The sequence below is a fragment of the Nocardioides sambongensis genome (genome assembly GCF_006494815.1).
GTDB lineage: Bacteria > Actinomycetota > Actinomycetes > Propionibacteriales > Nocardioidaceae > Nocardioides > Nocardioides sambongensis.
The window spans coordinates 922,923-945,000 of record NZ_CP041091.1 but is presented as its reverse complement, the minus strand read 5'-3'; the positions used below and the strand labels follow the sequence as shown (position 1 = coordinate 945,000).

16 protein-coding genes and 2 pseudogenes are annotated in these 22,078 nt (G+C 74.5%); 8 read left to right on the top strand and 10 right to left on the bottom strand.

Features of this window, described 5'->3' with window-relative positions:
• Nucleotides 1-112: 112 nt before the first annotated feature.
• The 5 genes and pseudogenes from hutI to hutH all read right to left on the bottom strand — a co-directional run bounded on the left by hutI (nucleotide 113) and on the right by hutH (nucleotide 7,052).
• Nucleotides 113-1,297: an imidazolonepropionase gene (gene hutI / locus FIV43_RS04315; protein ID WP_141013137.1), complete on the bottom strand. Its 1,185-nt coding sequence runs from the start codon at nucleotides 1,295-1,297 to the stop codon at nucleotides 113-115.
• Nucleotides 1,294-2,625: a formimidoylglutamate deiminase gene (locus FIV43_RS04310; RefSeq protein ID WP_196780976.1), complete on the bottom strand. Its 1,332-nt coding sequence runs from the start codon at nucleotides 2,623-2,625 to the stop codon at nucleotides 1,294-1,296. Before FIV43_RS04310 ends, hutI begins: the two co-directional genes overlap by 4 nt.
• Complete coding sequence (locus FIV43_RS04305; RefSeq protein WP_141013136.1) at nucleotides 2,622-3,848, bottom strand: allantoate amidohydrolase; 1,227 nt, start codon at nucleotides 3,846-3,848, stop codon at nucleotides 2,622-2,624. Before FIV43_RS04305 ends, FIV43_RS04310 begins: the two co-directional genes overlap by 4 nt.
• On the bottom strand, nucleotides 3,845-5,515 hold the full coding sequence (gene hutU, locus FIV43_RS04300; RefSeq protein WP_141013135.1) for a urocanate hydratase: 1,671 nt from the start codon (nucleotides 5,513-5,515) through the stop codon (nucleotides 3,845-3,847). Before hutU ends, FIV43_RS04305 begins: the two co-directional genes overlap by 4 nt.
• A pseudogene (hutH, locus tag FIV43_RS04295) lies at nucleotides 5,512-7,052 on the bottom strand (histidine ammonia-lyase). The gene hutU and the pseudogene hutH overlap by 4 nt, the downstream one beginning before the upstream one ends.
• Nucleotides 7,053-7,156: 104 nt before the next feature.
• Here hutH and FIV43_RS04290 point away from each other — a divergent pair.
• The gene (locus FIV43_RS04290) at nucleotides 7,157-7,936 is read left to right on the top strand and encodes an IclR family transcriptional regulator (RefSeq protein WP_141013134.1); all 780 of its coding nucleotides are present in this window, start codon (nucleotides 7,157-7,159) and stop codon (nucleotides 7,934-7,936) included.
• Nucleotides 7,937-7,966: 30 nt separating this feature from the next.
• Here FIV43_RS04290 and FIV43_RS04285 read toward each other — a convergent pair whose 3' ends face one another.
• The 5 genes from FIV43_RS04285 to FIV43_RS04265 are packed head-to-tail and all read right to left on the bottom strand — an operon-like array spanning nucleotide 7,967 to nucleotide 12,792.
• Nucleotides 7,967-8,566: a DM13 domain-containing protein gene (locus FIV43_RS04285; RefSeq protein WP_196780975.1), complete on the bottom strand. Its 600-nt coding sequence runs from the start codon at nucleotides 8,564-8,566 to the stop codon at nucleotides 7,967-7,969.
• A gap of 58 nt (nucleotides 8,567-8,624) precedes the next feature.
• A complete protein-coding gene (locus FIV43_RS04280) occupies nucleotides 8,625-9,428 on the bottom strand; it encodes an ABC transporter permease (RefSeq protein ID WP_231123684.1) in 804 nt (267 codons plus the stop codon).
• Nucleotides 9,425-10,231, bottom strand: a complete 807-nt coding sequence (locus FIV43_RS04275; protein ID WP_141013133.1) for an ABC transporter permease — start codon at nucleotides 10,229-10,231, stop codon at nucleotides 9,425-9,427. Before FIV43_RS04275 ends, FIV43_RS04280 begins: the two co-directional genes overlap by 4 nt.
• A complete protein-coding gene (locus FIV43_RS04270) occupies nucleotides 10,231-11,220 on the bottom strand; it encodes an ABC transporter ATP-binding protein (protein WP_456237753.1) in 990 nt (329 codons plus the stop codon). The genes FIV43_RS04275 and FIV43_RS04270 overlap by 1 nt, the downstream gene beginning before the upstream one ends.
• 9 nt (nucleotides 11,221-11,229) lie before the next feature.
• A complete protein-coding gene (locus FIV43_RS04265) occupies nucleotides 11,230-12,792 on the bottom strand; it encodes an HsdM family class I SAM-dependent methyltransferase (RefSeq protein WP_181407681.1) in 1,563 nt (520 codons plus the stop codon).
• 71 nt (nucleotides 12,793-12,863) lie between these two features.
• Between FIV43_RS04265 and FIV43_RS23425 the strand changes: the two genes are divergently transcribed.
• From FIV43_RS23425 to FIV43_RS04235, 7 genes and pseudogenes are all read left to right on the top strand, one after another.
• On the top strand, nucleotides 12,864-14,831 hold the full coding sequence (locus tag FIV43_RS23425) for a nicotinate phosphoribosyltransferase (protein ID WP_141013131.1): 1,968 nt from the start codon (nucleotides 12,864-12,866) through the stop codon (nucleotides 14,829-14,831).
• On the top strand, nucleotides 14,828-15,529 hold the full coding sequence (locus FIV43_RS04255; RefSeq protein WP_141013130.1) for an NUDIX hydrolase: 702 nt from the start codon (nucleotides 14,828-14,830) through the stop codon (nucleotides 15,527-15,529). Before FIV43_RS23425 ends, FIV43_RS04255 begins: the two co-directional genes overlap by 4 nt.
• Nucleotides 15,530-15,607: 78 nt before the next feature.
• Entirely contained in the window at nucleotides 15,608-16,000 is a 393-nt protein-coding gene (locus FIV43_RS04250) for an ArsR/SmtB family transcription factor (RefSeq protein ID WP_141013129.1), read from the top strand.
• Nucleotides 15,997-16,521, top strand: a complete 525-nt coding sequence (locus tag FIV43_RS20830) for an SRPBCC family protein (protein WP_181407680.1) — start codon at nucleotides 15,997-15,999, stop codon at nucleotides 16,519-16,521. Before FIV43_RS04250 ends, FIV43_RS20830 begins: the two co-directional genes overlap by 4 nt.
• The gene (locus tag FIV43_RS20825; protein WP_181407679.1) at nucleotides 16,518-17,081 is read left to right on the top strand and encodes a TIGR03086 family metal-binding protein; all 564 of its coding nucleotides are present in this window, start codon (nucleotides 16,518-16,520) and stop codon (nucleotides 17,079-17,081) included. Before FIV43_RS20830 ends, FIV43_RS20825 begins: the two co-directional genes overlap by 4 nt.
• Nucleotides 17,082-17,143: 62 nt before the next feature.
• The gene (locus tag FIV43_RS04240) at nucleotides 17,144-17,476 is read left to right on the top strand and encodes a TfoX/Sxy family protein (RefSeq protein WP_141013128.1); all 333 of its coding nucleotides are present in this window, start codon (nucleotides 17,144-17,146) and stop codon (nucleotides 17,474-17,476) included.
• A 32-nt stretch (nucleotides 17,477-17,508) separates the two neighbouring features.
• Nucleotides 17,509-21,710: pseudogene (locus tag FIV43_RS04235) on the top strand (ATP-dependent helicase); the annotation flags it as partial.
• Nucleotides 21,711-22,078: the final 368 nt, after the last annotated feature.

Genomic DNA, 22,078 nt, shown 5'->3' with positions numbered 1-22,078 from the left:
CCGCGACGGCGACCGAGCGTGAGGCCGAGGACGGACAGCGGTGCGCGATCCCCTGCCAACCCCTGCCATCCCCTGCCAAGCGCCCGCCATCCGCGGGCCCGGGGCTGCCGGCTCAGCCCGCGGACGCGACCGGACGTCCGCCGCGCCAGGTACGGGCCACCAGCGGCACTCCCGGGCGGTAGGCGAGGTGCACGTGGCTGGGGGCGTCCAGCAGCACCAGGTCGGCCGGGGCCCCCGGCACCACCCTGCCGAGGTCGGGCCGGTCGAGGGCGTCCGCGCCGCCGGCGGTCGCGGCACGGACCGCCTCCTCGGCGGTGAGCCCCAGGTCCCGCACCGCGACGGCGATGCAGAACGGCAGCGAGCTGGTGAAGCTCGACCCCGGGTTGCAGTCGCTGGCCAGGGCGACCCGCACGCCGGCATCGACCAGCCGCCGGGCGTCGGGGTAGGGCTGGCGGGTGGAGAAGTCCACACCGGGCAGCAGGGTCGCCACGGTGCCGGAGTCGGCGAGCGCGGTGACGTCGGCGTCGGTGAGGTGGGTGCAGTGGTCCACCGCGACCAGCCCGAGCTCGCAGGCCAGCGCGACGCCCGGCCCCGGTCCCAGCTGGTTGGCGTGCAGCCGGCCGCGCAGGCCGACCGCGGCGCCCGCCGCCAGCACGGCCCGGGCCTGGTCCGCGTCGAACGCGCCGGTCTCGCAGAACGCGTCGATCCAGCGCGCGTGCGGCCCTGCGGCCTCCAGCATCGGGCCGGTGACCAGGTCCAGGTAGGCGGCCGGGTCGTGCTCCAGCTCGGCCGGGACGACATGGGCGCCGAGGAACGTGGTCTCCTCGGTGACCTCCCGGGCCAGGCGCAGCGCCCGTGCCTCGTCGGTCACCGTCAGTCCGTAGCCGGACTTCACCTCGACCGTCGTCGTGCCCTGCCGTGCCATCTCCGCGACCAGGCGGTGCAGGTTGGCGCGCAGCTGGTCGTCGGTCGCGGCGCGGGTGGCGGCGACCGTCGAGCGGATGCCGCCGGCCGCATACCGCTCCCCCGCCATCCGGGCGCGGAACTCATCGGTGCGGTCGCCGGCGAACACCAGGTGGCTGTGGCTGTCCACGAACCCCGGGAGCACCGCGCGACCGGCGGCGTCGATCCGCTCGTCCGCCGCGGGCGCCCGGTCCGCGCTGCCGACCCAGACGATCGTGCCCGCCTCCCACACCACGGCGGCGTCCCGCTGCAGCGCGAGCGGGTCGCCCGGCGTCGTACGGGTGGGGTCGTTGGTGGTCAGCTCACCGATGCCGGTCAGCAGCGTCGCCGTCACGGTGCCTCCCCGTGGGTGGACAGGTCCTCCAGGACCTCGGCGAGCCGGCGACCCAGGTCGGCACGGTGGGCGTGGGCGACTCCGGGGTCGCCGCTGTCGTCGCCGAGCAGCACGCGACCCCGCGCCATCACCCGGACCACGTCGGCAGCGGTGGCGGCGAAGACGGCGGCGTGCTCGTCGGCACCGGCGCCGGCGGTGCGCGGGCTGCGCAGGTCGATCGTGACCAGGTCCGCGGGTGCACCGGCCGCGATCCGGCCGCCACCCAGCCCCAGCAGGTCCGCGGCGTGGAACCGACCGCGGACCAGCGACGCCAGCCGCTCGTCGGTCTCCACGGCACGGATCTCCTCGAACGCGTCGATCACGGCGTGGCTGTCGCTGCCGATACTCAGGCGAACCCCGGCGTCGGCGAGGCGGCGCGCCGGTCCGATCCCGTCACCGAGGTCGCGCTCGGTGGTCGGGCAGAGGCTCACCTCGGTGTCGCTCTCCGCCAGCAGTGCCACGTCCGCGGAGGTGAGATGGGTGGCGTGCACCGCAGTCGTGCGCGGCCCGAGCGCGCCGGTCCGGGCGAGCAGCTCGACCGGGGTCAGACCGTGCGCGGCGCGGCAGGCCCGGTTCTCCGCGGGCTGCTCGCTGACGTGTGCGTGCAGTGGTCGCCCCGTGCAGGCAGCGACGACGGTGCCCAGCTGCTCGCGGGGCACCGCGCGGACGGAGTGGATCGCGCCGCCGACCCGGTCCCCCTCGATCCGCCCCATCCGGGCCGCCCAGGCCTCGGCGTCGCCGTCGCTGAACCGGCGCTGGGCGGGAGTGAGCGGGCGGTCGATCCCACCGGCCAGGTAGCAGGCGTCCACCAGGGTGAGCTCGATACCGGCCTCGGCGGCGGCGGCGATCAGTGCGTGGCCCATCGCGTTCGGGTCGTCGTACGGGGTGCCGTCGGGCTGGTGGTGCAGGTAGTGGAACTCGGTCACCGCGGTGTAGCCCGCAGCCAGCATCTCGGCGTAGACCGCGACCGCGAGCCGGTGGTAGCCGTCGGGGTCGAGCCGGGCGGCGACGTCGTACATCTGCTCGCGCCAGGTCCAGAAGGTGCCGGGGCCGCGTTGGGCACGACCGCGCAGTGCCCGGTGGAAGGCGTGGCTGTGGGTGTTGCGGAAACCGGGCAGGGTGAGACCGGGGATCGCGGTGGTTGTCCCCTCGGCGCGCGGGTCCGCCGGCCCCGACCCGTCGGGGGTGACGGAGGCGATCAGGCCGTCCTCGACCACCACCCGCACGTCGGTGTGCACGGCGCCGTCGACCCACGCCCGCTCCAACAGGTACGACGCCGCGCCGGTCACTGCAGCAGCCCCGCCAACGTGTCGGCCAGTGCCTCCACCCCCGCCAGGCAGTCGGCCATCGGCGCGAACTCCTCGGGAGCGTGCGAGACACCGGTGGGGTTGCGGACGAACAGCATCGCGGACGGGATGCCCGCGGCCTGCAGGATGCCGGCGTCGTGGCCGGCCTGGGTGGGCAGCACCGGGATCCGTCGGGCGGTGCCGGGGTCCTCGCCGGCGACCAGCCCCACGACGCGCCGGGCCAGCGGCTCGTCGAAGGCGACCGCGTCGCTGACCGACTCGGCGGTGACCTCGACCCGGGTGCCGTCCCGGTCCGCCCGCGCCCGGGCCTGGGTCTCGATCGCGGCGACCATCGCCGCCAGCTCATCGGCGGAGTCCGCCCGAGCGTCCAGCCAGGCGCGGACCCGCCCGGGCACCGCGTTGGTGCCGTTCGGGGCCACCTCCACTCGTCCGAACGTGGCGCGCTGACCGGCCAGCCGCGCCTGCTTGTTGGCCGCGAGGGCGGTCATCGCATAGGTCAGCATCGGGTCGGCGCGGTCCTCCATCCGGGTGGTGCCGGCGTGGTCGGCGCGACCCTGCAGGTCGAACCGCCATCGCCCGTGCGGCCAGATCCCGGCGGCGACGCCGATCGGGGCGTCGTGGTCGACCAGGGCCCTGCCCTGCTCGACGTGCAGCTCGAGGTAGCAGCCGATCCCGGCGAGCCACGGCTCCGCCGGACCGCCGGGCAGCAGGTCGCCGAGCCGGACGCCGTCCCGGTCGGTGAGGTCCCGGACGTCGGTCCAGGCCGCGGCGCCGGCGGCAAGGCGCGACCCGAGGCACGCCCGGCCGAAGCGGGAGCCCTCCTCCTCCGCGAACGCGGCGATCGCCAGCGGACGCCGCGCACGGATTCCCCGCTCGCGGAGCAGGTCGACGGCACAGAAGGCGGAGGCGACGCCGAGCGGTCCGTCGTAGGCACCACCGTCGAGGACCGAGTCCAGGTGACTGCCGGTGAGCACGGCGGGCCGCGCCGGGTCCGCGTCGGCCGGCCGCCACCAGGCGACCAGGTTGCCGAAGGGGTCCTCGTCCAGCACCAGGCCGCGGTCGCGCGCCTGCTCGGCGAACCACCCCCGCAGCTCGGTCTCGGCGGCGGTCCAGGGCTGCCGGAAGTAGCCGCCGCTGCGCGCCGACCGGCCGACGGGGGCGAGCTCCGCCCACATCCGCTCGAAGTCGGGGCCGCCGGAGCTCATCGCGGCACCACCACGCCGCGCTCCTCGGCGACCGCGGCGGCCCGCGGGTAGCCGGCGTCGACGTGACGGATGACGCCCATCGCCGGGTCGTTGGTCAGCACGCGCCCGATCTTCTCAGCCGCCAGCGGGGTGCCGTCGGCGACGACCACCTGACCGGCGTGCAGCGAGCGACCGATCCCGACACCGCCGCCGTGGTGCAGGGAGACCCAGGTGGCCCCCGACGCGGTGTTCACCAGGGCGTTGAGCAGCGGCCAGTCCGCGATGGCGTCCGAGCCGTCGGCCATCGCCTCGGTCTCCCGGTAGGGCGAGGCCACCGAACCGCAGTCCAGGTGGTCGCGCCCGATCACCACCGGCGCACGGAGCTCGCCGGAGGCCACCATCTCGTTGAAGCGCAGCCCGGCCCGGTGCCGCTCGCCGTAGCCCAACCAGCAGATCCGGGCCGGCAGCCCCTGGTACTCCACCCGCTCGGCGGCCATGTCCAGCCACCGGTGCAGCCGCGCGTACGACGGATCGGCCTCCGCCGGGAACAGCTCACGCACCGCGCGGTCGGTCGCCGCGATGTCGGCCGGGTCGCCGGAGAGGGCCGCCCAGCGGAACGGCCCCTTCCCCTCGCAGAAGAGCGGCCGGATGTAGGCCGGCACGAACCCCGGGAAGTCGAAGGCGCGGTCGAAGCCGCCCTTGCGGGCCTCGTCGCGGATCGAGTTGCCGTAGTCGAAGACCTCCGCGCCCCGGTCGGCGAACCCGACCATCGCCCGCACGTGCGCGGCCATCGAGTCCCGGGCCAGCCGGGTGAACCCGTCCGGGTCGGCCTCGCGGCGCGCCCGCCACTCCTCGAACGGCACCCCGGCCGGCAGGTAGGCGAGCGGGTCGTGCGCCGAGGTCTGGTCGGTCACCACGTCGATCGGAGCGCCACGATCCAGCAGCGCCGGGACCAGCTCGGCAGCGTTGCCGAGCACCCCGATGGAGAGTCCGCGGCGCTCGTCCCGGGCGGCGACGGCCAGCTCGAGGGCATGGTCGAGCGACTCGGCCCGGACGTCGAGGTAGCGGGTCTGCAGCCGGCGCTCGATCCGCTGCGGGTCGCACTCGATGCAGATCGCGACGCCGTCGTTCATGGTCACGGCCAGCGGCTGCGCACCGCCCATCCCGCCCAGCCCGGCGGTCAGCGTGATGGTGCCCGCCAGTGTCCCGCCGAAGCACTTGTCGGCGACCGCGGCGAAGGTCAGGTGGGTGCCCTGGAGGATCCCCTGGGTGCCGATGTAGATCCACGAGCCCGCGGTCATCTGGCCGTACATGGTGAGCCCGAGGTCCTCGAGCCGACGGAACTCCTCCCAGTTCGCCCAGTCCCCGACCAGGTTGGAGTTGGCGATCAGCACCCGCGGGGCCCAGACGTGGGTGCGCAGCACGCCGACCGGCTTGCCGCTCTGCACCAGCAGGGTCTCGTCGTCGTGCAGGTCGGTCAGGGCGCGCACGATCGCGTCGTAGGCCTCCCACGACCTCGCTGCGCGCCCGGTGCCGCCGTAGACGACGAGCTCCGCGGGGTCCTCGGCCACGTCCGGGTCGAGGTTGTTCATCAGCATCCGCAGCGCGGCCTCGGTCTGCCAGCTCCGCGCGGTCAGCGTGGTGCCGGTGGCGGCGTGGATGGGGAGTCGGGGGTTCGTGGTGGTCACCGGAGGTCTCCGATCGCCGAGGCGGCCGCGGCGAGCACGGCGCCGCTGCTGACGAGGTCGACGCAGGTCTCGATGTCGGGGGCCAGGTGCCGGTCCGGCCCCGGCCCGGCGACGCCGCGCGAGCGCAGCAGGGCGACGACCGCCCCGGTGCCTGCGGCCGGCTCCAGCGGCGCCCGGAGGTCGAGGGCCCGGGCCGCGGTGAGCACCTCGATCGCCACCACCCGGGTCAGCCCGTCCACCGCCCGCCGAAGCTTGCGCGCCGCCGACCAGCCCATCGAGACGTGGTCCTCCTGCATCGCGCTGGAGGGGATCGAGTCGACGCTGGCCGGGACGGCGAGCCGCTTCAGCTCCGAGACCACCGCCGCCTGGGTGTACTGGGCGATCATCAGCCCGGAGTCGACCCCCGGGTCGTCAGCGAGGAACGGCGGCAGCCCGTGGCTGCGGGACCGGTCCAGGAACCGGTCGGTACGACGCTCGCTGATCGAGGCGACGTCGGCGACCGCGATCGCCAGGAAGTCGAGCACGTAGGCGACCGGAGCGCCGTGGAAGTTGCCGTTGGACTCGACCCGGCCGTCCACCACGACCGGATTGTCCACCGCACTGGCCAGCTCGCGTTCGGCCACCGCGGCAGCATGGTCCAGGGTGTCCCGCGCGGCGCCGTGGACCTGCGGCGAGCAGCGCAGCGAGTAGGCGTCCTGGACCCGGTTGCAGTCCGGGCCGCGGTGCGAGGCGACGACCCCGGAGTCGGCCAGCAGCGCGACCAGGTTGGCCGCGCTGGCCGCCTGCCCGGGGTGCGGCCGCAGCGCCTGCAGGTCGGCGGCGAAGACCCGGTCGGTGCCGAGCTGCCCCTCCACGCTCATCGCCGCGGCGACGTCCGCGGTGCGCAACAGCCGGTCCAGGTCGGCCAGGGCGAGCACCAGCATGCCGAGCATGCCGTCGGTGCCGTTGATCAGCGCCAGGCCCTCCTTGGCCGCCAGCACGACCGGCTCCAGCCCGACCGCGGCCAGGGCGTCGGCGGCGGGCACCCGCGCTCCCGCGGCGTCGCGCACCTCCCCCTCGCCGATCAGCGCCAGCGCGCAGTGGGCCAGCGGGGCGAGGTCCCCGAGCAGCCGAGCGAGCCGTACTCGTGGACCACCGGGGTGATGCCGTGGCTCAGCAGCGCCGCCAACAGCTCTGCGGTCTCGCGGCGGACACCGGTGTGTCCGGTGGCCAGGGTGGAGAGCCGCAGCAGCATCAGGCCGCGGACCACCTCGCGCTCGACCTCCGGGCCCGAGCCCGCCGCATGGGATCGGACCAGCGAGCGCTGCAACCGCGCACGCAGGTCCTCGGCGATGTGGCGGGTGGCCAGCGCGCCGAAGCCGGTGGAGATGCCGTAGGCGGGCGTCTCCCCCGCGGCGAGCTCCTCGACGACGGTGCGCGCACCGTCGATGGCGAGCAGGGCTTCGTCGGTGAGCCGGACGGGTGCGCCGTCGCGGGCGACGGCGAACAGGTCGGTACGGCTCACCGGGCCGGTGCCGACGGCGATGGGGGCGGTCATGGCTCCATCCAATGCCCGAACCCTCCCTGCGACCAGGGCCCATGAGACCCTGCTGTCTCGGATACGAGACACTTCGCCGGGGGCGGCGCGGACGGGAGGCGGGGATGACACCGGTGCCGGAGCGGTCCCAGGTGCCGGCGGCCACCCGGGCGCTGCGCGTGCTCCGCTTCCTGGCGGCGCAGCCGGGACCGGTCCCGGTCGAGCGCATCGCCCGCGCGACCGGACTGCCCCGGTCCTCGACGTACCACCTGCTGGCGGCGATGGTCGACGAGGGCTTTGTCGTGCACCTCCCCGACGAGCGCCGGTACGGCGTCGGCGTGGCCGCGTTCGAGGTCGGCTCCGGCTACGTGCGCCAGGAGCCGCTGCAGCGGATCGCCCGGCGTCCGCTGGCGATGCTGGTCGATGCCGTCGGGCAGTCGGCCCACCTCGCGGTGCTGCACGGCCGCGACGTGCTCTACGTGATCGAGGAGCGCGCACCCGGCCGGCCGCCGCTGGTCACCGACGTCGGGGTGCGGATGCCCTCGCACCTGACCGCCAGCGGCCGCGCCATCCTCGCGGCGCTGCCCGCCGCGCAGGTCCGGGCGCTCTACCCCGACCGAGCGGCGTTCACCGACCGGCACGGGCGGGGACCGGACGGACCGACCGCCCTGCGTCGCGTCCTCGTGGAGACCCGGACCCGCGGGCACGCCGAGGAGTCCGGCGAGGTCACGCCCGGCTTCGCCTCGGTGGCCGTGGCGGTGCGCGACCACAACGACCACCCGGTCGCCGCGATCGCGGTCACCTGGCGCGAGGCCGACGACCCCACCCCGGCCGAGGTCGCGAGCACGGTGGTCGCCGTGCGCCGCACCGCCGAGGCGGTCGGCGCCCGCGTCTCGGGGCGCTGAGCGGCGCGGGCGCGCTCAGGGCGACCCCGATCAGGCGATCGCGGCAGTGCCGAAGGCGACGTTGAACCGGTCGCACCAGATCACGACCGACGTCATCGCCGACAGGTCCGCGTCGTCCGGGATCGGATAGCGCTGGTCACCGCGGTTTCCCTTGAGCTCGCCGAGCCGCGCGTAGGCGCCGTCGTCGTAGATGCCCCACGAGTCCGAGCAGCCGGCGCAGTCGCCCCCGCTGGGGCGGTCGGTGACCCACACGTGCAGGTCCGGGCCGTTGGAGGTGTCCAGGCCCTCCAGCCAGAGCTGACGGTCGCCGTCGGCGCTGCGCACGATCCGCGCCCGGCCGGTGGTGCCGTGCTCGGCGTCGATGAAGTCGCCGGATGCGAGCTCGGTCCAGGCAGGCGCGGACCGCGTCGGCTCCGGGCTCTGCGCCTGCTCGGCGGCGTCGGTCGCGCCGTCGGACTCCCCGTCCCCGGCCAGACCGCTGTCGTCGGTGGCGACCACGTCGTCGGGCAGGTCCTCCTCCACCGTCTCGTCGACCACCAGCAGCCAGGGCTGGAAGAGCGCGAGCGCGACAGCGACGGCCACCACGACCACCGCCCCGGCACCGATCCCGATCACCCGTCGTCGCCCCACCGGACCTCCTCCGTCCTGCACATCCCGTCCCGCGCGTCGCCCGGCCGGCGTCCGCCGCTCAGGTGAGCAGCAGCGCGTCCAGCCGGCGCCGCACCAGCCACAACCCTGCCAGACCCATCGCGACCAGATACACCACCGAGACCGCCGAGGCCCAGGAGACCTCGCCGGTGGTGAGCTCGCGACAGAGCACCACGCCGCGGTAGAGCGGGGTGCACTCGACCAGCCAGCGCACCGGCTCCGGATAGGTGTCGATCGGGAAGAAGGTGGCCGAGAAGAGGAACAACGGGAGCTGGATCAAGGTGATCTTGTCGAAGTCCTGGAACGACTTCATCCAGGTCGTGGCGGCCATGCAGACCGCGCTGAAGGCGAAGCCCAGCAGCAGCACGGCCGGCAGCGCCAGCAGCGCCCACCAGGACTCGATCAGACCCATCGCGAGCATCACCAGCAGGAAGCCGGTGGCGTAGATCCCGCCCCGCAACTGCCCCCAGGCGATCTCCCCACGGGCGACGTCGGACGTGGTCATCGGTGTGGCGAGGATCTGGTCGTAGAGCTTGTTGAGCCGGAGCTTGAAGTAGACGTTGAACGTGGAGTCCATCAGTGCCCCGTTGAAGGCGGAGACCGCGAGCATCCCGGGGGCGACGAAGGTCGCGTAGTCGATCTCCCTCCCACCGAAGGAGAACGAGTCGACCAGGGCACCGACGCCGATGCCGATGGAGAGGAGGTAGAAGAACGGCTCGAGGAAGCCGGTCAAGAAGAGCGGCCAGGCGCGCCGGTAGGACATGTAGTTGCGCAGCAGCAGGAGACGAACGGCCTGCCAGGGACGCAGCGGCGGTGCCGCGGAGGCCGCCGCGGCGGCGCTCACGCGATCATCCGCTTCTGCAGCCCGGAGACCGACCAGCGCCAACCCAGCACGACCAGGGCCACCAGGACGCCGGCGTTGACCGCCGCCACCCACCAGGTCACGTGGTCCAGGGTGAGCATCCGGGAGAGGTTCACCCCGTGCCACAGTGGCGTCACCCGGGCCAGCCAGGCACCGGCCTCCCCGAGGTTGACGACCGGGAAGAAGGCACCGGAGAACAGGAACAGCGGGAAGACACCGACCCGGAACAGCACGCCGAAGCTCTCCTCCGAGCGGACCCGCGTGGCGTAGCCGTAGACGATCGCGGCGAAGGCGGTCCCGCAGAGCACCTGTGCGACGAACGCCAGGAACGGTGACCACCACGCCTCGAAGACCCCGAACGGAACCATCACCAGGTTGTAGAGACCGCAGGTGACGGCGAGGTGCAGCACCACCGACGACAGGTGCGCGCCCACCACGTGGCGAGGCTCGAGCGGGGTGGCCAGCATCGACTCGTAGACCCGCTGCCACTTGATCATGCCCATCACCGGGTAGGTCGTCTCGGAGACCGCGGTCTGCATCGCGTGCGCCGCGATCAGCCCCGGCACCACGAAGGCCAGGTACGACGTCGCGCCCTCCAGCACGTCCGGGTCGGCCTCGACGAACCCGCCGAGGAGCACCCCCATGGCGAGCACGTAGAGGAACGGCGAGAGGAACGAGGAGACGATCACGCCCCGCCAGGTCCGGCGCCACAGGGTGGCCCAGTAGTCGACCTGGCGGCCGATCCCCTCCCGCAGGCCGAGCGAGCCCGGCGTCGCGGCCGCCATCACTCGACCAGCGTCCGGCCGGTGAGGCGCAGGAAGACGTCCTCCAGCGTGGAGCGCCGGACCAGGGTGGCCAGCGGCACCAGACCGCGTGCGTGCACCTGCGCCACCACCTCCTCGCCGTCGGCGGCGTAGACGAGCAGCCGGTCCGGCAGCACCTCGACGCGGTCCCCGAGGTCGGCGATCTCCGCCTCCAGCGCCTGGTGCTCCCCCACCCCGAAGCGCAACTCGGCCACCTCGCGGGTGGAGTGCGCGCGGATCAGCTCCATCGGGGAGCCCTCCGCGACGATGACGCCCTTGTCCATCACCACCAGGCGGTCCGCGAGCTGCTCGACCTCGTCCATGTAGTGGCTGGTGATCACCAGGGTCACGCCGGCCTGCTTGAGCCGGTACAGCTGGTCCCAGAGCAGGTGGCGCGCCTGCGGGTCCAGCCCGGTGGTGGGCTCGTCGAGCAGCAGCAGGTCGGGACGGTTGATCAGGGAGCGGGCGATGGTCAGCCGACGCTTCATGCCACCGGAGAGCTCGTCGACCTGCGCGCCGGCCTTGTCGGTCAGCTTGGCGAACTCCAGCAGCTCGGCGACGCGCTCGCGGACCACCGCCTTCGGCAGCCCGAAGTAGCGCCCGTAGACGTAGAGGTTGTCGGCGACGTTGATCTCGTTGTCCAGGTTGTCCTCCTGCGGGCACACCCCGATCCGCGCACGGATCGCCGGCCCGTCCACGGCCGGGTCCATGCCCAGGATCCGGAGCTCACCGGCGGTGACCGGGGAGACCGAGGCGATCATCCGCATCGTGGAGGACTTGCCCGCCCCGTTGGGCCCGAGGAACCCGAACACCTCGCCGGGACGCACGTCGAGGTCGACCCCGCGGACCGCCTCGAACGAGCCGAAGGACTTGCGCAGGCCCCGGGCCCGGATCATCGACTCCGGCTCGGCGGGTGGTCCGGAGTCGTCGGGCGCCGGGAACGGCGCGGGTCCGGCCTCAGGGTGCGTCACCCCGTGATCCTAGGAGCCCGGGCCGCCAGGGTCCGAACGGTTATCGGTCCGAACGCCGACGGCGTTCCGCCGCAGGCGCCCGCTCCACCAGCCGCAGAGCTCCTGGTCCGCCCCGTGCGGGTCCAGCCCGTAGGCCGCGGTCATCAGCACCCCGACCTCCTCCAGGGCCTCGGCGTGCTGGAGGTCGTCCGCGCCGGCCGCGCGGGCCTGCTGCGCGCGTCGGGCCCCTCGGGCGGCCTCCCGCCAGGCGGCGCGCTCGGAGCGGCCGTCGCCGGGCAGCGGGAGCGCGGCCAACTGGGTGGCACTGACCTTGATCGACGCCGCCGTCAGACCGGTGCCCAGGTAGCGCGCCGCCGCGGCCGCCACCAGGGGTGGCGCCAGGGTCAGCGCGAGCAGCGGCCAGACGTCCTGCCCGTCGCGCGGCACCACGGTCAGCACCGGCACCGACGGCAGCAGCCCGCCTTCGGCGTCGGCGATCGCCTCGATCACCCTGCCCTGCCCGGCCACCAGTACTTTGGGCACCCGGCGGGCAGCCGCCCAGCGGGCCAGTGCCCGGTCGGGACCGGCGGACAGCGCGGCGACGTCGACCACCGGGGCGTCGTACCGGCGGCGGTCGAAGCGGGTCGGGAAGCCGCCCCAGCGCAGGTCGGCGGGGTCGATCAGGCCGGTGGTCACCAGTGGGGCCCAGCGGGCCGGGTCGCTCCGCCCCGGCGACTCGGCCACGTAGGGCCGCAGCCCGTAGTACTGGTCCCGGAAGTCCGCGGTGGTCACGGCCAGGTCACCGAGCGTCCCGGGGCCCCTCGGCAGGGTCACGGCCGGGATGCCGAAGGACGGCGCGGCGAGCGCGCCCCACTCGTCCGGGCCGATGGCCGCCGCGGCGCCGATCCGGACCACCGGCACGCAGGTCAGCACCGGGGTGTCGGCGAAGACCGGGGTGGGGCTGCACCAGAAGGCGGTGACCGCACCCCTGCCGGCGACGGCCGCCCGGACCGGTCCCGCGTCGCGGGCCGCGAGCACCGAGAGCGGCTGCACCAGCGCGACCGTGCCACCCGGCTGCACCAGGTCGAGGGCGGCGTGCAGGAAGGCGGCGCTGGTGTCGGTGTAGGCACCGAGGCCTCCGGTGCGCCCGGCGGTGCGTGCCCGCAGCTGTCCGAGGAACGGCGGGTTGCCGACCACCGCGTCGAAGTGTTCGCCGGCCCACTCGGCCAGTCCGTCGGCGACCCTGACCCGCGCCTCGATCTCGGCCGGGGGGACCTCCGGCGCGAGCGCCGCCAGCCGCAGCCGGGCGATGCGCACCGCCTCGGGGTCCAGGTCCGAGCCCCAGACCGCGCGCACGTCACCGAGTCGTCGTGCGGCAGCGACCAGGAAGTGGCCGGTGCCGCAGGCGGGGTCGAGCACCCGCGGAGCGTCCGCGCCGTCGGTCGACGCCGGCAGCGCGTGGTCCAGCACCCAGGCGACGAGCGCGGGTGGCGTGTAGAAGGCGCCGCGGGAGCGCCGCTCGACGGTGGCCGCGCGCAGGTCCGTCTCATAGGCCTCGGCGAGGGCCTCGGCCTCCTCGCGTGCGGCGGTCATGGCGGGCAGCCTATAGAGGAGCGCACCCCTCCGTGTTATAGTCATTCTGACTACAACGTGGAGGTGCTGCGATGGACCGGACCGGCCTGCTGACCGATCGCTACGAGCTGACGATGCTCGACTCCTGGGTCCGCGACGGCAGCGTCGACAACCCGGCGGTGTTCGAGGCGTTCGCCCGCCGACTGCCCGAGGGCCGCCGCTACGGCGTGCTCGCCGGACTCGGCCGGCTGCTGCCGATGATCACCGACTTCTCCTTCGGCGGGGCGGAGGTCGAATGGCTCGCCGCCCAGGGCGTGGTCGGCACGGAGACCGCCCGCTATCTGCGCGACTTCCGCTTCCGCGGCGACATCGACGGCTACCGGGAGGGCGACCTCTACTTCCCGGGCAGCCCGGTGCTCACGGTGCGCGGCACCCTCGGCGAGTGCGTGGTGCTGGAGACGCTGGTGCTCAGCGTGCTGAACCACGACACCGCGATCGCCAGTGCGGCGGCGCGCATGGCGGTCGCCGCCGGCGGCCGGCCGCTGATCGAGATGGGCAGTCGTCGTACCCACGAGCAGGCGGCGATCGCGACCGCGCGGGCTGCGTACCTGGCCGGGTTCGCCTCCACCAGCAACCTCGCCGCCGGGCGTCTGCACGGCGTGCCCACCGTCGGCACCGCCGCCCACGCCTTCACCCTCGCCCACCGCAGCGAGGCGGAGGCCTTCCGCAGCCAGGTCGAGGCGCTCGGCGCGGGCACCACGCTGCTCGTCGACACCTACGACACCACCGAGGGGATCCGGACCGCGGTGCGGGTCGCCGGCACCGGCCTCGGCGCGATCCGGATCGACTCCGGCGACCTGGCCGAGGAGTCGGTGCGGGCCCGCGCGCTGCTCGACGAACTGGGCGCCACCAGCACCCGGATCACCGTGACCAGCGACCTCGACGAGTTCGTGATCGCCGCGCTCGCCGACGCCCCGATCGACGGCTACGGCGTCGGCACCCGCGTGGCCACCGGGTCCGGACACCCGACCGCGAGCATGGTCTACAAGCTCGTCGCGGTCGCCGACGAGCCCGGCGGCACCCTGCGCCCGGTGGCGAAGAGGTCGGCGGCCAAGGCCTCGGTGGGCGGCGCCAAGCGCGCCTGGCGCCGGTACGACGCCGGCGTGCTCACCGCGGAGTGGTACACCGCCGACACCGCCGGGCCGCCGGAGGGCGCCACGCCCGCACAGGTGGCCCTGGTCCGGGCCGGCGAGGTGGTCCACGCCCCCGGCCTCGCCGAGGTCCGCGAGCACACCCGGGCCACCCTGGCCACCCTGCCGCCCGGTGAGCGCACAGTGGCGGCCGGCGACGCCTACCTCACCGTGACCGCGGACGCACCCGACCTGCACGCCCCACCCACCCAGCGGGAGGAGACCCCGATGAACCAGACCAATACCTCGACCACCCCGAGCACCCTCGACGGCACCGGCAGCACCGGGCCCCGGGCCGCCAGGGCCCTGCTGATCGTCGACGTCCAGAACGACTTCGTCGAGGGCGGCTCGCTCGGCGTCGACGGCGGCAACGACGTGGCCCGCCGGATCAGCGAGCACCTCGACGCACGCGCCGACGACTACCGCGTGGTCGCGGCGTCGCGGGACTGGCACCACGGCGAGGGCACCAACGGCGGACACTTCGCGGCCCCGGGCGAGGACCCCGACTTCGTGGAGACCTGGCCGGTGCACTGCGTGCAGGGCGAGGACGGGTCGCACTACGCCCCCGACCTGGTGACCGACGCGGTGACGCACCACGTGGTCAAGGGCATGGGCGAGCCGGCGTACTCGGCGTTCGAGGGGGTGAGCGAGGAGGGCCGCCGGCTCGCCGACATCCTGCGCGAAGCCGGCGTCGAGGAGGTCGACGTCACCGGGATCGCCACCGACTACTGCGTCCGGGCGACCGCCCTGGATGCCGTCAAGGAGGGCTTCACGGTCACCCTGCTCGACGGCCTGCATGCCGGAGTCGCCGCGGAGAGCTCGGCCGCCGCGTTGGCGGAGATGGAGGCAGCGGGGGTGCAGCGGCGATGACCGATCACCCTCCCTTCGCCGTGACCGTCGACCTGGCGGTCTTCACCATCCGCGACGGCGCACTCGCGGTCCTGCTGGTCCGACGCGGCGAGGACCCGTTCGCCGGATCCTGGGCCCTGCCCGGCGGGTTCGTCGAGCCGGACGAGGACGCCGAGCAGGCGGCCGCACGCGAGCTCGCCGAGGAGACCGGCGTGGCCGGGTTCGGCGGCCACCTGGAGCAGCTGAGGACCTACTCCGCCCCGGACCGCGACCCCCGGATGCGGGTGGTGTCGGTCGCCTACGTCGCGCTGGCACCGGACCTCCCCGACCCGCAGGCCGGCACCGACGCCGCCGACGCCCGCTGGTGGGCGGTCGACGACCTGCTCGGCACCGGGCCGGACACGCCCACCCTGGCCTTCGACCACCACCAGATCCTGCTGGACGCCCGGGAGCGGGTCCGGGCGAAGCTGGAGTACACGACGCTGGCGACGGAGTTCGTCGCCGAGCCCTTCACGCTGCCCGAGCTGCGCCGGGTGTACGCCGCGGTGTGGGGCACCCCGCCGGACCTCGGCAACTTCCGGCGCAAGGTGCTGGGCACCGACGGTTTCGTGGTGGCCACCGACGACCACGGCGGGGCGGGCGAGACCGGCGGGCGTCGGGCGCTGCTCTACCGCCGCGGCCCGGCCGACGCGATCCAGCCTCCGATGGCGCGGAGCTGAGGTTCCTCGCGGGACGATCATCGACCTTTCTCAACCCATCGGTTGACAAACCGCGCCCGCGGGCATTGAATCAACCACATGGTTGAACACGATGACCGCCTGTCCCGGGCCTTCGGCGCACTCGCCGATCCGACCCGGCGGGACCTGGTGGCGCGGCTGAGCACCGGAGACGCGACGGTCAGCGAGCTGGCCGCTCCCTACCAGGTCTCGCTCCAGGCGATCTCCAAGCACCTGAAGGTGCTGGAGGAGGCCGGGCTGGTGCGACGCAGCCGCGATGCGCAACGGCGCCCGGTGCACCTGGACGCCGAGGTGTTCGACCTGATGACGAAGTGGATCGACCGCTACCGCGGCCAGGCCGAGGAGCGCTACCAGCGGCTGGACACCGTGCTGGTCCGGATGCAGGGACACGACTCCCCCGCGCCCGGCGACGCCGACCCGGCCGACCCGACACACCGAGGAGCAGCAGGATGACCACCCCTTCCGACCAGACCACCGGCGGCACCCGGATCGAGGCCGATCCCGACCTGCCCACCATCCGGATGACCCGCGACTTCGACGCTCCGTGCGAGCTCCTCTGGCGCGCCCACGTGGAGCCCGACCTCGTCGCCCAGTGGATGGGCCCGCACTCGATCGGCATGGACATCGACGTGTGGGACATCCGCACCGGCGGCGCATACCGCTACACCGCCACCCGCGAGGGCGAGGACGTCGCCCACTTCTACGGCGCGGTGCACCGGGTCGACCAGCACCGCCGGATCGTGCAGACCTTCGGCTTCGAGGAGATGCCCGACGCGGTCAGCCTGGACACCCTGCTCTTCCACGAGCTCCCGGGCGGGCGCACCCGCCTCGAGGCGCTCTCGGTCGTCTACGACTTCGAGTCCCGCGCCGGGATGCTGGCCAGCGGGATGGAGGTCGGCGTGAACGAGGGCTACGACGCGCTCGACGCGCTGCTCGTCCAGATGCAGCGGGCGGGCGACGGGGCGGCCGGATGACCCCCGACGAGCCGGCCGCCGAGCACCGGGTGGTGGCCGGCCTCTTCGGCGAGCGGGTGGCCGGCGTCGGCGCTGCCGATGCGCCCGGCTGGTCCGCACCGGCCCCGGTCGAGGGCTGGACGGCGCGGGACGTCGTACGACACCTGGTGGAGTGGTTCCCGGGGCTGCTGTCGTCGGCCGGCATCAGCCTTCCGCCGGTCGACGTGGACGACGACCCGGTCGCGGCCTGGCGGCAGCGCTCGGCGGACGTCCAGGCGCTGCTCGACTCCCCCGATGTGCGGGGGCGGACCTTCGAGCACCCGCACATCCCGGCGATGCCGCTGGACCGGATGGTCTCCCGGTTCTACACCGCCGACGTCTTCCTGCACACCTGGGACCTGGCCCGCGCGACCGGGCAGGACGAGCGGCTCGACCCCGGACGCTGCGCCGTGATGCTGGCCGGGATGGAGCCGCTGGACGAGGTGCTGCGCGCCAGTGGGCAGTACGGGCCGAAGGTCGAGGTCCCCGCCGGAGCCGACGCGCAGACCCGGTTGCTCGGGTTCATCGGCCGGAACCCGTGACCACGCGCCCGCCGGAGGCAGCATCCGGCAGCGGTGTCGGCGCTCGGGCCTAGCCTCACCCCATGGCGTACGACGAGACGCTGGCCACCCGGGTCCGCGCGGCCCTGGACGGGTTGCCGATCGCCGGTGGACGGCTCGGGGCCGAGAAGGCGATGTTCGGCGGCCTCGCGTTCCTCCTCGACGGCTCGATGGCACTGGCGGTCAGCGGTCAGGGCGGGATCATGGTCAGGGTCGGCGCCGGTGCCGCTCGGGAGCTGGTGGCGAGCACCCCGGCCGAGCCGGTCGAGATGGGCACCCGGGTGATGGGCGGCTGGGTGCGGGTCGCGGCGGAGCACCTCACCCACGACGACGAGCTGAGCGCGTGGGTCGCGCGGGGCGTCGCGGCGCTCGACTGAACCCCGACCCGCCCGCACCGTGAGCCTGGGTCGTGCCGGGACGTGCTGCCGTGACGTGCTGCGGTCATGTCGGCGGTCTGGGTCAGACTGGTGACGTGCTCGCCGCTCCCGACCCCGCCGACCCCACCGACCCGCTCGCCGGGTTCGGTGCGGCCACCCGCACCTGGTTCCGGGCGGCGTTCGCCGAGCCGACCGCCGCCCAGGCCGGGGCGTGGGCGGCGATCGGACGCGGTCGGCACACCCTGGTCGTCGCGCCGACCGGCTCCGGCAAGACGCTCAGTGCCTTCCTGGCCGCCCTCGACCGTCTGCTGACCTCACCCCCTCCCGCCGAACGCCGGCAGCGGACCCGCGTGCTCTACGTCTCCCCGCTGAAGGCGCTCGCCGTGGACGTGGAGCGCAACCTGCGCGCCCCGCTGACCGGCATCCGGCAGACGGCGGCCCGGTTGGACCCGACCGGCGAGGGGCTGCGCGAGGTCGAGATCGGCGTGCGCTCGGGCGACACCCCGGCCAACGAGCGGCGGCGGCTGGGCACCCGACCGGGGGACATCCTGATCACCACGCCGGAGTCGCTCTTCCTGATGCTCACCTCGCAGGCCCGGGAGACCCTGGACGGGATCGACACCGTGATCGTCGACGAGGTCCACGCCGTCGCCGGGACGAAGCGCGGCGCCCACCTCGCCCTCAGCCTGGAGCGACTCGACGCCCGGCTGGCCAGCCCGGCCCAGCGCATCGGCCTCTCCGCCACCGTCCGTCCCACCGAGGAGGTCGCCCGCTTCCTCGGCGGCGCCGCTCCGGTCGAGATCGTCACCCCGCCCGCGCACAAGGAGTGGGACCTGCGGGTCGAGGTCCCGGTCGAGGACATGACCGACCTCCCCCGCACCGGCCCCGACGGCGGCGAGGCCGACGACCTCGACGCCGAGATCGGCGCCACCACCGCACCGAGCATCTGGCCGCACGTCGAGCAACGGGTGGCCGACCTGATCGACGGCTCGGCGTCGACGATCGTCTTCACCAACGGTCGTCGTACCGCCGAACGGCTCACCGCGAGGCTGAACGAGATCGCCGCCGAGGAGAGCGCCGCCGAGGTCGCCCCGCCCGCGCAGATCATGGCGCAGTCCGGTGCCGCGGCCGGCTCCGCGCCGCTGATGGCCCGCACCCACCACGGCTCGGTGTCCAAGGAGCAGCGCGCCCTGGTCGAGGACGACCTGAAGTCCGGTCGCCTGCCCGCGGTGGTCGCCACCAGCAGCCTCGAGCTCGGCATCGACATGGGGGCGGTGGACCAGGTCATCCAGATCGCGGCCCCGCCGAGCGTGGCCAGTGCGCTGCAGCGGGTCGGCCGCGCCGGGCACCAGGTCGGCGAGGTCTCCCGAGGCGTCTTCTTCCCCCAGCACCGCGGCGACCTGGTGCCGGCCGCGGTGTCGGTCAGCCGGATGCGGACCGGGGGGATCGAGGCGTTGCGGATTCCGGCGAACCCGCTGGACGTGTTGGCCCAGCACGTGGTCTCGACCGTCGCCCTGGAGGCCTGGACGGTCGAGGAGCTCTTCGCGACGGTGCGCCGCTCCGCTCCCTACGCGAACCTGCCGAGATCGGCGTTCGAGGCGGTGCTCGACCTGCTGGCCGGCCGCTATCCCAGCGACGAGTTCGCCGAGCTGCGGCCCCGGATCACCTGGGACCGGGTCACCGGCGAGCTCACCGGCCGACCCGGGGCCCAACGTCTCTCCGTCACCAGCGGCGGCACGATCCCCGACCGCGGCCTGTTCGGCGTCTTCCTCGCCGGCGAGGGCAGCAACCGCCGGGTGGGCGAGCTGGACGAGGAGATGGTGTACGAGAGCCGGGTCGGCGACGTCTTCGCCCTCGGTGCCACCTCCTGGCGGATCGAGGACATCACCCATGACCGGGTGATCGTGACCCCGGCCCCCGGCGTCCCCGCTCGGCTGCCCTTCTGGAAGGGCGACAATCCCGGCCGCCCCGCGGAGCTGGGTGCCGCGGTCGGCGCGTTCACCCGCGAGATCGGCGCGCTGCCGGAGGAGGACGCGCGAGCCCGGGTCCGGGCCGAGGGACTGGACGACTACGCCGCGGCGAACCTGGTCGGCTATCTGCGCGACCAGGCCGAGGCGACCCGCATCCTGCCGTGCGACACCGCGCTGCTCGTGGAGCGCTTCCGCGACGAGCTCGGCGACTGGCGCCTGGTGCTGCACTCGCCCTACGGGACCAGCGTGCACGCGCCGTGGGCGCTGGCGATCAACACCCGCCTGCGGGAGCGCTACGGCGTCGACGGCCAGGCGATGGCGGCCGACGACGGCATCGTGATCCGGATCCCCGACACCGACGCGGAGCCGCCCGGCGCCGACCTGGTGGTCTTCGAGCCCGACGAGATCGAGGACCTGGTCACCCGGGAGGTCGGCGGGTCGGCCCTGTTCGCGGCCCGGTTCCGCGAGTGCGCCGCCCGGGCGCTCCTGCTCCCCCGCCGCGACCCCGGGCGACGCTCCCCGCTGTGGCAGCAGCGACAGCGCGCGGCGTCGCTGCTCGAGGTGGCCAGCCGGTATCCGTCGTTCCCGATCCTGCTGGAGACGGTGCGCGAGTGCCTCAACGACGTCTACGACCTGCCGGGCCTGGTCGGGCTGCTGCAGCGGCTGGACCGCCGCGAGGTCAGCGTCGTCGACGTCGAGACGTCGCAACCCTCGCCGTTCGCCCGGACCCTGCTGTTCGGCTACGTGGCGCAGTACCTCTACGAGGGCGACTCCCCGATCGCCGAGCGGCGTGCGGCCGCTCTCACCCTGGACCAGGGACTGCTCGCCGAGCTGCTCGGCCGGGCCGAGCTGCGCGAGCTGCTGGACCCCGACGTCCTCGTCGAGGTGACTGCCGAGCTGCAGCGCACCGCTGCGGAGCGGCGCGCGCGCGACGCCGAGGGCGTGGTCGACCTGCTGCGGCTGGTCGGCCCACTCACCACGGCGGAGGTCGTCGAGCGCGCGGTGCCCGGGCTCGACGCGCCGAGCGTCCTCGCCGACCTCGAGCGCGCCCGGCGGGTGGTCGCGGTGCGGATGCCGTACGGCGAGGCGTGGGCCGTGATCGAGGACGTCGGGCGGCTCCGTGACGGACTGGGGGTGCCGGTGCCTCCGGGTGTCCCGGCGGCCTTCACCGAGCCGGTCGAGGATCCGCTGGCCGACCTCGTCGGACGCTACGCGCGCACGCACGGGCCGTTCACCGTCGCCGACCTCGGCGAACGGCTCGGGCTCGGCGTGGCGGTGGTGCGGCACACCCTCGGACGGCTCGAGGCGCAAGGACGGGTGCTCTCCGGAGAGTTCCTGCCCACGGCCGGTGCCGACACCACCGAGTGGTGCGATGCCGAGGTGCTGCGCCGGCTGCGCCGGCGCAGCCTGGCCCGGCTCCGGCACGAGATCGAGCCGGTCGAGCCGACCACGCTCGCTCGGTTCGCGATGTCCTGGCACGGGCTGACCACCACCCGCAACGCGCTGCGCGGGCTGGACGGGGTGCTCGCGGCGGTCGAGCAGCTGGCCGGCGCGCCGGTGCCCGCCTCCGCGCTGGAGTCACTGGTCCTCGCCGGCCGGGTCCGCGACTACGAGCCGGCGATGCTGGACGAGCTGACCGCGACCGGCGAGGTGCTCTGGGTGGGCCACGGTCCACTGTCCGGTGGCGACGGTTGGGTGTCGCTGCACCTGGCGGACCAGGCACCGCTCTCCCTCCCGCCGCCCCAGTCGGTGGAGGACCGGTTGACCGAGCGGGTGCTGGAGGTCCTCGCACCCGGCGGAGCCTGGTTCTTCCGCCAGGTGGCCGACCAGGTCGCGGCCGCGTGCCGCGCCGACGACGAGCAGCCGCCGACCGACGCCACGCTCAGCGACGCCCTCTGGTCGGCGGTCTGGAGCGGCCGGGTCACCAACGACACGTTGGCCCCGTTGCGGGCACTGACCCGGACCGGGCGCGCCGCCCACCGTGGTCGCGCCACGCCCTCGCGCCCCGCAAGGCTGACCCGCAGCGGGCCACCGCAGACCGCCGGCCGGTGGGCCCCGGTGCCCGCCGCCGACGAGGACCCCACCCGGCGCGCCCACGCCGTCGCGGAGCGGATGCTCGCGCGCCACGGCGTGGTCACCCGGGGCGCCGTGGTGGCCGAGGGGTGCCCGGCGGGTTCGCGGGGGTCTACCGGGTGCTCAGTGCGTTCGAGGAGTCCGGCCGCTGCCGCCGCGGCTACTTCGTCGACGGTCTCGGAGCAGCCCAGTTCGCCACCGCGGGCGCGGTCGACCGGCTGCGCAGCCACACCGCCGCCCCCGGCGACAAGCCGGTGGCGGTCGCGCTGGCAGCGACCGACCCGGCCAACCCCTACGGCGCGGCGTTGCCGTGGCCGGACCCGGTGGCCGACGGCGGGCACCGCCCCGGCCGCAAGGCAGGCGCGATCGTGGTGCTCGTCGACGGCGCACCGGCGCTGTACGTCGAGCGGGGCGGCCGCACGCTGCTCACCTGGAGCGAGGACCCCGACCTGCTCGGGCCGGCGACCGAGGCGCTCTCCGCCACGGTGCGGCGCGGCCACCTGGGCCGGTTGACCGTGGAGAAGGCCGACGGAGCGCCGTTGCTGGGCACCACCTCGGC

Coding starts and splice junctions, on each gene's coding strand:
- FIV43_RS04305 (WP_141013136.1), bottom strand. CDS start 3,848: ATGAGCTCCGGCGGCCCCGACTTCGAGCGGATGTGGGCGGAGCTCGCC.
- FIV43_RS04290 (WP_141013134.1), top strand. CDS start 7,157: ATGACACCGGTGCCGGAGCGGTCCCAGGTGCCGGCGGCCACCCGGGCG.
- FIV43_RS04275 (WP_141013133.1), bottom strand. CDS start 10,231: ATGGCGGCCGCGACGCCGGGCTCGCTCGGCCTGCGGGAGGGGATCGGC.
- FIV43_RS04265 (WP_181407681.1), bottom strand. CDS start 12,792: ATGACCGCCGCACGCGAGGAGGCCGAGGCCCTCGCCGAGGCCTATGAG.
- FIV43_RS23425 (WP_141013131.1), top strand. CDS start 12,864: ATGGACCGGACCGGCCTGCTGACCGATCGCTACGAGCTGACGATGCTC.
- FIV43_RS04255 (WP_141013130.1), top strand. CDS start 14,828: ATGACCGATCACCCTCCCTTCGCCGTGACCGTCGACCTGGCGGTCTTC.
- FIV43_RS04250 (WP_141013129.1), top strand. CDS start 15,608: ATGGTTGAACACGATGACCGCCTGTCCCGGGCCTTCGGCGCACTCGCC.
- FIV43_RS20830 (WP_181407680.1), top strand. CDS start 15,997: ATGACCACCCCTTCCGACCAGACCACCGGCGGCACCCGGATCGAGGCC.
- FIV43_RS20825 (WP_181407679.1), top strand. CDS start 16,518: ATGACCCCCGACGAGCCGGCCGCCGAGCACCGGGTGGTGGCCGGCCTC.
- FIV43_RS04240 (WP_141013128.1), top strand. CDS start 17,144: ATGGCGTACGACGAGACGCTGGCCACCCGGGTCCGCGCGGCCCTGGAC.